The sequence below is a fragment of the uncultured Gemella sp. genome, assembly GCF_963525875.1.
Taxonomy (GTDB): domain Bacteria; phylum Bacillota; class Bacilli; order Staphylococcales; family Gemellaceae; genus Gemella.
In genome coordinates, this window is record NZ_CAURMG010000049.1 from 1 (window position 1) to 8,791 (window position 8,791).

The 8,791-nt window shown below is 32.1% G+C and carries 4 protein-coding genes; 2 read left to right on the forward strand and 2 right to left on the reverse strand.

From position 1 onward, the window contains the following. Nucleotides 1–3,167, reverse strand: a 3,167-nt coding sequence (locus tag RWQ73_RS07055) for a YSIRK-type signal peptide-containing protein (RefSeq protein ID WP_314407624.1), incomplete at its 3' end; no start/stop codon positions are given. A 776-nt stretch (nucleotides 3,168–3,943) separates the two neighbouring features. Between RWQ73_RS07055 and RWQ73_RS07060 the strand changes: the two genes are divergently transcribed. Both RWQ73_RS07060 and RWQ73_RS07065 read left to right on the forward strand, forming a co-directional pair. After that, nucleotides 3,944–4,792, forward strand: a complete 849-nt coding sequence (locus RWQ73_RS07060) for a 5'-nucleotidase, lipoprotein e(P4) family (RefSeq protein ID WP_314407625.1) — start codon at nucleotides 3,944–3,946, stop codon at nucleotides 4,790–4,792. Between the two features lie 306 nt (nucleotides 4,793–5,098). Beyond that, nucleotides 5,099–8,203: an amidase family protein gene (locus RWQ73_RS07065; protein WP_314407627.1), complete on the forward strand. Its 3,105-nt coding sequence runs from the start codon at nucleotides 5,099–5,101 to the stop codon at nucleotides 8,201–8,203. Nucleotides 8,204–8,454: 251 nt separating this feature from the next. Here RWQ73_RS07065 and RWQ73_RS07070 read toward each other — a convergent pair. After that, nucleotides 8,455–8,791, reverse strand: a 337-nt coding sequence (locus RWQ73_RS07070) for an LPXTG cell wall anchor domain-containing protein (protein ID WP_314407629.1), incomplete at its 5' end; no start/stop codon positions are given.

Genomic DNA, 8,791 nt, shown 5'->3' on the forward strand with positions numbered 1-8,791 from the left:
TCTTTACTTGCGTTTTCGCCTTTAGCTGCGATTGCTTTCGCTGCTTCTTTTGCTGTTTCTAGTTCAGTATTTAACTCTTGTAATTTTGCTTCATAAGCTGTGATACTTTCTGGTGTTTTTCCTTCTTTACTTGCTGGTACTAAACCTTCTGCATCTTTTGCTAATGCTGCTTTTTGCTCTGGAGTTGCTGCTTCTACTAGCGCTTTTTTAGCTGCCGCTAATGCCGCTTTCTTCTCTGCTACTTTTTGTAATGCTGCATTTACTGCTTCTTGTGTTGCGTTTGGATTTGCGATGATTCCTTCTGCTTCACTTACTGCTGCATCTGCTGCTTCTTTTGCTGCAGTATATGGCGTTACTGTTTCAGGTGTTTTTCCAGCTGTTACTTCCTCTGCTGCTTCTTGTTTTAGTTCGTTCTTAGCTGTTTCTAAACCACCAGTATTAGCTTTGTCTTCTAGTAATGTTGCCGCATCAGTTAATTTTGATTTTAACGCATCAACTTTTGAAATTAGTTGAGCTGCTTCTTCTTTTGCTGCATTATCCGTTTTAGCTTTTTCTAAAAGTTCTGCTACTTTTGTTTGAGCTTCTGTTAATTCTTGTTGAATTGCAGCTACTGAATCCTTATACTTTTGTACACTTGTTGGTTTTTTATTTCCTAATTTATCATCACTAATTGGTGTTAAAGCTGTTTCTGCTTTTTTAAGTTCTGCTATTTGTGCAGCTGTTGCTTTGTCCTTTAATAATGCTTTAGCTTCTTCTAGTTCAGCAAGTACTTCTGTAACTTTTTCTTGAGCTTCTAATGCTGATACTTTACTTGCATTTTCTTGAGCATTTGCTACATCATTTGCTGCTGCTACCGCTTTATCTAACTCTGATTTCAATGCATTATATTTTGCTTCATACGCATTAATACTATCTTGAGTTTTTCCTTCTTTACTTGCTTCTACTAGTTTCGCTTTATCTGCTGCTAATTTTGTTTTTTGAGCTTCTGTTGCTGCAACTACTAATTCAGCTCGTGCTGCTTTTAACTCTGCTAATTTTTCATTTAGTTTACTTACAGCAGCAGCTACTACATCTGGATCTGGATTTTCTTGCGCTAATATAGTTTGAGCCTCTGTTTGAGCTTTTACTGCTTCATCTTTTGCTGTATTATATGGTTCTTTTGAAACTGGTGTCTTACCGATTCTTGGGTCTGGATCTTCATTTATTAATCCTAATAGGTTATTATTTGAAGCAGTTAATTTTGATTTATCAGTTCGTAATGCTTGTTGATCTGCTAACACAGCTGTTACGATATCTTTATAAGTTCTGGTAGAACTCAATTCTCCGTCTAATAAATTCTTAACATTTTCTAATTGTGTTTTATAGGCATTAATAGTAGCTTCAGTTTTTCCTTTAATATCTCTTTCTTCAGTTGCTTTTAACTTATCGTAAACTCTTTGTAGTAAATTTTTAGCTAATTTTCGAGTATCTTGTTCAATTGAAAAGTCTAATCCTGTTACAGGTAACGCATAATGTCTCAATGGAGACTGATATCCCATACCCATTCTTTCTGTATTTGTCACTTTAATTCGAACTGTATACTCAGTAACTCCTACTGGTAAATCTATATCTGAACTTGTAAACGTACCAGCTTGACCATTTGGCTTATAAGCTGCTTCTGCCATTTTTGCCTCTACTTCAGCTTTATTTAAAGTGTAATTATTAAAGTCACTTCGTACAAACGCTCTTCCTGTACCATCCTTAGCTGGTGTTACTATACCTTTTTCATTTGTTAAGGTTTTTCTTGGTTGTGGCTCAAAACTATACGTATAAGCAGTTACTTCACTATTATTCTGACGATAAACTACTTCAACTAAATAATTGGCTTTTGTACCATTCAAATCTCCAGTAAATCCTGTTTTAAAGGCAACTTTCACCTTAGATCCAGTTGCTGGTGAATGAGCTTTAAAAGTTTTCTCAATCCCATTAAAACTCTTAATTGCAAAAGAATCACTACCTCCTAAACCAGATCTTTTATAAGGTTGTCCATTAAATGTTTGTTCTGTTTCACTAGCAATAGTTCTAACTTTTCCTAAGAATAACATATAGTCTTTTGATCTATCAAAAGCTTGTTCGCCTACATAAGTATCATAATATTCAGCCCGTCCTCTGTTAATATTAGTATATACTGTATTTACAGTTTCAACTGGGAAAATACCACTTTCCGTTTTTCTTGCGATAGCAAATTTCCCCGGAGTACCATCTGGTTGATTAATCGCTTTCCAACCACCAAACTCTTGAATCTCTTTTACATCACCTCTTGCAACTCCTGTTTTATCTCCAAGGTCATTCATATCCTGAATTTTTGTATTATTCTGAACTGCATCTGGTAATTTTAATAATTCTTTTGTAATTTCACCTAAATCCGCATTTTCAGCTGGTGCAGTATACGTTTGATTCGCAGCAGGGTCTGTATCCGTTGTAGCTGCATCCGTACCCGTACGGAATGGATTATTAGCATCCAATGCTTTTCCATTACGTTCATCTCTAGAACCTGAGTTTGCGATAGAGTTAGAGTCTGAAGCTTTCTCAGTATTAGTTGCTATTTTACCCACAGTAGCTTTTCCATTTGTTGTATCTACTGCCGGTGCTTCTTTTTTCTCTTCTGGTTTTGTTTGTAATTTTGTAGTTGCAGTAACTAATTTAGCGTGTGCTTTTGTTAATTCAGCTTGTGTTTTTGCATTGTTTAAAACTGTTCTTGCTTCTTCTAAAGCTGCTTTTAATTTGTTCACACTATCTTCTGTTTTAGAAGCATATTTTCCGTTAGTAAATTTTCCATCAATTTCTTCAATTAATTTTGTTAAGGCTGTTTTATTTAGAGTTTCTTTTTCAGAATTCTCTAGTTTTGAAGCTACTGCAGCTGCTACACTCTCTCTAGTGTTTTCTACAACTGGTTTGACTTGTGCTTTTGGCGCAACTTCTAGTTTATTATCTGTTCCTAATGATTCATCTGTTGTTGTGTTGTTTGAAACAGATTCACTAGCTTGAGCAACTGCTCCGGCACCAAAAAAGATACTTGCACCTATTACAACAGACGCAGCACCTACTTTAAATTTCTTTATTGAGTATGACTCTACTTTTGTACCCTCTTTTGTATTTTTCAAATAATAATTATTTTTTCCTATCACTTTTATTCTCCTTTTTTAAAAATATTAATCTAGTTTGAAGTTAAAAATAAGTACCTTTTATATTAAACTATTAAATCACCATATTTATTACTATCGACCGCGCCGATAATAATAATAATAATAATAATAATATATTATCATTTCCATTATTTATTAGTTTTAAAAATATAATGGAATTATAATATATCACTATAATCATATAGCATTATACATTATAATATTATAACAAATTATCAGTTTATAGTCTAATTATTTTAATAAAATATAGTATGAAATATTTTTAACAAGAGATTTTAAATGTCTCTTGAAATCCTCATAATTAAGTAGTATATATTACTAAATTAAAATATAATTAAAATATAATTAAAATTGGTTTAATTTTTGATTATATTCTTCTATCTATATAAATAATACTACTTTAAACTTTAATTTCCATAAACAATCAATAAATTAAACTTTTATTCATAGACCTTCTTACTATTATTAGTTATGATTTAAAATTATACCCTATTTTGCAGATTAACATATTAGTTCTTCTATAATATATACCATATATCTATATTTTAATATAATTAGTTTTAAATTTATTATTATCAAATAAATAATATCATTTATTTTATTTTCTTATTATTTAATAAACCGCTTTCTAAAGGAGTACTTAAATATCTTATTAAAATATTCACATTCTAAATTTTTAAATAATAATTTCATATTGAATTTTAGGTAGATATATTTTATACTAAATGTTGTAGATAACAAAAGGAGCTATATATATTATGAAAAACAAAAAACTTGTTATGACTATTTCATCAGTTCTTGCCACTGTTGTTCTTGCAACTGGATGTGCACAAAAAACTGAAGAAAAAAAAGAAGAAAATAAAAGTGGAGATAACAAAATAACTCTTACTTATGATCAACTTAGATCAAGAGAAAATACAATGGGATCTCTATGGTATCAAAATGCTGCTGAAGTAGATGCATTATACCAACAAGGCTATAACGTTGCCACTAGTAAACTAAAAGAGTTATTAAAACAACCTACTAGCAAACCTTATTCTATCGTATTAGATATCGATGAAACAGTATTAAGTAATATTCCATTCCAAGTTAAAATGGTTAAAGATGGAACTGCATTTAATCCTAAATTATGGGATGAGTGGGTTCAAAAAGCTGAAGCTACACCAGTAGCTGGAGCAAAAGAATTCTTACAATTTGCTGATAAAAACAAAGTTCAAATTTACTACATCTCAGATAGAACAGATTCTCAAGTAGATGCAACTATTAAAAATCTTGAAGCACAAGGACTACCTGTTCAAGGAAGAGATCACCTAATGTTCAAAAAAGAAGGTGACAAGTCTAAAGAAGGACGTCGTCAAGAAGTTTTAAAACATACTAATCTTGTAATGTTATTTGGAGATAACTTAGTTGACTTCGCTGAATTCTCTACTAAATCAGAATCTGATAGAGATAAAATGTTCGAACAATTAAAAGCTGAATTTGGTGATAAATTCATCATTTTCCCTAACCCTATGTACGGATCATGGGAATCAGCAGTGTATAAAGGTGAGAAAAAAGATGCTAAAGGGCAATCAGATGCTCGTATGAACGCCTTAAAAGGATACTAATTCTATAGAACAATATAACGGGACTGACCAAAAAGCCCTAAATCTTAACAAAGTTTTTATGAAAACTCATAGACGCAGTGATTTATTTATATCTAAATTCACTTTGTAAAAGCTTTTTAGATATCTAATAAACTGTGCAGGAGTGATTCTTAAAAATCGATTTCTATGAAATCGTGATTTTTGAGTCACTCCTATTTTTTTACATTTAATATAACAATTTTCTTGATTGATATTAAATATCAGAGTATAATTAAGTAGCAAAGCATATAACAGCTTATTTATTATTCATTAAATTAGGAGTCAAGGATGAAAAAGAAAAATTTAAAATATGTTCTTATACCGGCATTTGCAGCCACTACACTATTCCCAGTCTTAACAAATGACAACCAAGCTCACGCTAGCGAAAACAATGATACAGTGTCTGCTCCTGTTAGTAATACAGTAAATAATACGAGTTTAACAACTGAAAATTCAAATACTACTTCAGAACCATCGACTACAGAAGTAAAACCTAATGTATCAAATAACAATGGTGAAACTTCTTCTGGTAATCTAGAAGATAGTTCTTCTTCTAAACCAACTATCCCTTTCACAGTAGCTGAATATAAACAAAAGAGTGCTTTAGAACTTGCGAAATTAGTCCGTGAGAAAAAAGTAACAAGTACAGAGTTAGTTGATTTAGCTTACAAAGTTATTTCTGAAGAAAATCCTAAATTGAACGCTGTTCTAACAACTGAAAATGGAAAAATCCCTAACGCTATCGTGGATGAAGCATATAAAGCAGCGAAAGAAATTGATACTCGTATTAGCGCTGGAAATCTGGCTGCCAACCCTGTAAACTGGGAAGAACAACCATTCTTAGGAGTTCCTACATTAATTAAAGGATTAGATCCACTAAAAGATGGAGATGCTTCTAGTGGAGTTATATTTAATAGAGGTAAGGTATCTAAAACTAGTGGAGTAGTAGCAAAAGAATTTGAAAAACTTGGTTTTGTTATTCTTGGTCAAACTAACTATCCTGAATTAGGTACTAGAAATATTACAGATTCTAAATTATTCGGTCCTGCTAGAAATCCTTGGGATTCGAGTAGAAATACTGGTGGTTCTTCAGGAGGCAGTGCAGGTGCTGTAGCAAGTGGTATGGTTTCAATCGCTAGTGGAAGTGATATAGGTGGTTCTATTCGAATTCCTGCTTCGTGGACAGGATTAATCGGGCTAAAACCAACAGGAAATGGAGCTAAATTTCCTCTTGTAAAAACTATTGAAGATGCTAAAGAGTATTTTGATAAAACTAAAATCAATAAACCTAAAACATTAGTAGAAGTTCCTACAGATCTAAAAACTTTAAAAATAGCTTATACTCTTAAAACTCCATTGAAAGATGTAGAATTAAGTGAAGATGGAAAAAAAGCCGTTCTTAAAGCTGTTGAATTTCTTAGAAGTCAAGGTTTCACAGTTGAAGAAGTTACTGAGTTCCCTATCGATGGTTACGAAGGAATTAGAACATATACTATGAGTGCTATTGGTAGCATATACACCGTTCCTGCAAAAGCAGCTACTGAAGAAAACAAACGTGATTTAGATCCTGCTACTTATGCATTAGGTACATCAATAGCCAAAGGTAAAAATGCTAATACTGACATTTCTTCTGCTAGACCTGCATCTGAATATATTAATAAGATGAATGAATTTTATGGGAAATATGATTTATTCTTGATGGCAACAAATGCTGTTACTGCTCCATCGAATGATAAAAAAGTAGATCCATATGTAGATCCAGAAGTTGAAGAAAAGCTATATAATATTAATAGTATCACTAATCCTAAAGAAAGATTTGATCTATTAGTGAAACAATGGGAACCAATGATGAAACGTACTCCATTTACATGGTTATTCAACTTAACAGGTAATCCTGCTATTTCTTTACCTGTCTATAAGAGTGAAAATAATCTTCCTCTTGGAGTTATGTTCGCAGCAAAAAATAATTCAGAAAAAATACTTCTTGAAATGGGACAATTATTCCAAGATAATAATCAGTTCATATTACACCCTAACGTAAGAAATACTGTTATTGCGGAAGATGGGAATAAAGTAAAAGAAAACGAATACGGAACTAAATACCAGTATTCTACTCCTTCTGAAGCGCCTATTACAGATAACCTTTCGCCTTACACTGGCAGTATCGAAGGTCTTTCAGAAAATGGGAATAAAGTAGTTGTTGATAAAGATGGGCATGTTTCTGAGTTCAACACTCCTAGTGAAACTTCTGCGGCTGATAATACTAAACCTTTTACTGGTAAGGTTGATGGTCTTTCAGAAAACGGTAATAAAGTAATTGTTGATAAAGATGGAAATATTTCTGAGTTTAACACTCCTAGTGAAACTTCTACGGCTGATACTCCTAAATCTTTTACTGGTAAGATCGAAGGTCTTTCAGAAAATGGGAATAAAATAGTTGTTGATAAAGATGGGCATGTTTCTGAGTTCAACACTCCTAGTGAAACTTCTGTATCTGATAATACTAAACCTTTCACTGGTAAGATCGAAGGTCTTTCAGAAAACGGAAATAAAGTAATTGTTGATAAAGATGGAAATGTTTCTGAGTTTAATATTCCTAATGAAACTCCTGTGTCGGATACTATTAAACCTTTCACTGGTAAAGTAGATGGGTTTTCAGAAAATAGTAACAAGATAAATATTGATAACCAGGGCAACATTATAGAATACAACACAACTAAAAATACTCCGACAATATTAGAATTACCACAATTAAATATTAATAATACAACAACAGTTATTATTAAATCTAACAATAATAATATTAGCGTTGAACTTGATAATAAACATGCTAAAGATTTAGAGTTTAAAGCTAATGATATCACTAGTACAATAAATTTAGAAGATTTAAAAAATAAAATTGTAGCAGATAAAAATAATAGTATTAATAATATAGATGAAATTTCTACTGTTAGAGTCCTTGATTTAGAATTACAAAAAAATAATGAAGAGATTAAACTTAATATTCCTAGAACTGTACATATCGCCTTACTACAAAATGAAAAGAACAAAGATATACTAGTCTATCACATTAAGGATAATAATACAATTGAGCTAGTTCCTTCAAATGCTACAGAAGATAGCCTAAGCTTTACGGTAAATCACTTCAGTAAATTTGCTCTTATAACAAAAATAAAAACAGCACTAGCTTCGAGCGAAAAAGATATCAATAGTTCAGCAGTTCATGAAGAAAAAAAATTCACAGTAATAGAAACAAGAGGAGCTAAATCAACTCCACAAAACGCTCCAAAAACCCTTCCGAAAACCGGAACAACAACTAATAATTTCTTAACTGCCCTTGGATTTTCGCTTCTAGCATTAACTGCCTTATTAAAACGAAAAAATAATAACTAATATCACAGAACCTCAGAATATGTTTCATATGAAATTATAAATTCTGAGGTTTTTCTGATATAAATACCAAAGTCGATTAAAAACTATGTTTGAGAGCCGAAATTAATAACTAATTTTAACCTTTATTCTCTATTGATTAAATATCAAATAACTTCTCATATTCCATCAAAAAAACACCCTCGAAAAATATCGAGGGTGTCCTTTTTGCTCTAGTTAAGTTCGGAACCTAACTTGAACTTCTAAGACTTATCTTAGTCTTCATTTTTTTCTTTACGACGTCTTGCTACTGCAAGTAATCCACCTAAGATTCCTAATCCTAATCCTGCTAATCCTGTATTAGTTTCAGTTGTACCAGTGTTTGCTAAACGAGTCGCTTTAGCTGGTGCTTTAGGCGCTGTCGGAGTTACTGGTCCTTCTGGTTGTACAGGAACAACCGGAGTCGGTGTTGGTCTTTCTGGTGTTACCGGTACGTACTTGATTGGCGTATCTTGAGTTGAATCTGCCGGCACATCTGGTACTTCATATCCTTTAGATGGATCTTTCGGATCAACTGGTTTCAATGGATTTCCATTTGGATCTACAGGGATA

What these genes read in the sequence shown, in the direction of transcription:
- RWQ73_RS07060 (WP_314407625.1), top strand. Translation starts at nt 3,944, where the DNA reads ATGAAAAACAAAAAACTTGTTATGACTATTTCATCAGTTCTTGCCACT.
- RWQ73_RS07065 (WP_314407627.1), top strand. Translation starts at nt 5,099, where the DNA reads ATGAAAAAGAAAAATTTAAAATATGTTCTTATACCGGCATTTGCAGCC.